This is a genomic window from Candidatus Electronema sp. TJ (assembly GCF_048287355.1).
Classification (GTDB): Bacteria; Desulfobacterota; Desulfobulbia; order Desulfobulbales; family Desulfobulbaceae; genus Electronema.
Map to the genome: position 1 here is coordinate 7186 of NZ_JBLWEP010000107.1, position 1123 is coordinate 8308.

Genomic DNA, 1123 nt, shown 5'->3' on the forward strand with positions numbered 1-1123 from the left:
GGGTATTTCTTCTTAAAGAAGCGGGCGATGTCGTACAGCGCCTCAGACATGTCCTCAATGCCGAAATAGGAAACCCGTATAGCAGGCGTGCCGTACTTTCCTTCCATCATCTTGGCCAGCTGCATGGTCGAGCCGGAGCATTGCACCACGTTCAGCGCGGCCCCGTGCGCCCGGCAGATGTCATCAACCCGGCCATCGCCAGTGATGTTGGCCACCACCTGAATCCCCATGCGCTCGTAGTATTCCCGCACCATCCATATCTCCCCGGCCAAGTTGAAGTCGCCGAGGATATTGAGGGAGTACTTGGAGATGCCTGCCGTATCACCAGTGCCGATCAGCCGGAACATGGCCTCGCAGGCGGCCTGATAGCCAGCCCGCTTGTTGCCCTTGAAGCCCTCGGACTGCACCGGAATCACCGGAATGCCGGTCTCCGCCGCAACCGCCTTGCAGACCGCCTCCAAGTCATCGCCAATGATGCCGACGATGCAGGTGGAATAGACAAAGGCGGCCTTGGGGCTGTGGCGGGCAATCAGCTCCAGCAGGGCGCGGCGCAGCTTTTTCTCTCCGCCGAAGATGACATCCTTCTCCTGTAGGTCGGTGGAGAAGGAAAGCCGGTGCAGTTCCGGCCCGGAGGAGAGTGCGCCGCGAATGTCCCAGGTATAGACTGCGCAGCCGATGGGGCCATGCACCAAATGCAGGGCATCGGCAATGGGATAGAGCACAACCCGCGAGCCGCAGAACACGCAGGCCCGCTGGCTGACTGCCCCGGCAAGGCTGTCTTTATTGCAGACGATGTTGAAGGGCTTTTCGCCTTTGACATGAACCTGATCTTCCCGTTCTTTCAGCAGTGCAGCGCCCATAATTTTTCCTCTGTGAAAAATGAAACAGGTGTGTTACAGGTTCTTGCTGCAAAAATTGTGCCTGAGAATGCTTAGGATAAATAGAAAGCATATTCAATATGTTGTCCGTAAAAACAGGATCGCTTGCACTTTGTCAAATCTGTTCTGTTGTTGCAAAATTGAATATTCGCCGCATTTTTGTCAGCAAGGCGCAACACAGTGAAGAAGAATATTTCTTAAATTAACCCAAGTTGTGACCTCTGCTGTTCACGGAAAAGTTTCTT

The 1123-nt window shown here is 54.6% G+C and carries 1 protein-coding gene; it reads right to left on the minus strand.

From position 1 onward, the window contains the following. On the minus strand, positions 1-860 hold an 860-nt coding region (locus ACNKID_RS08565; RefSeq protein ID WP_417913019.1), incomplete at its 3' end, for a nitrogenase component 1. Positions 861-1123: the final 263 nt, after the last annotated feature.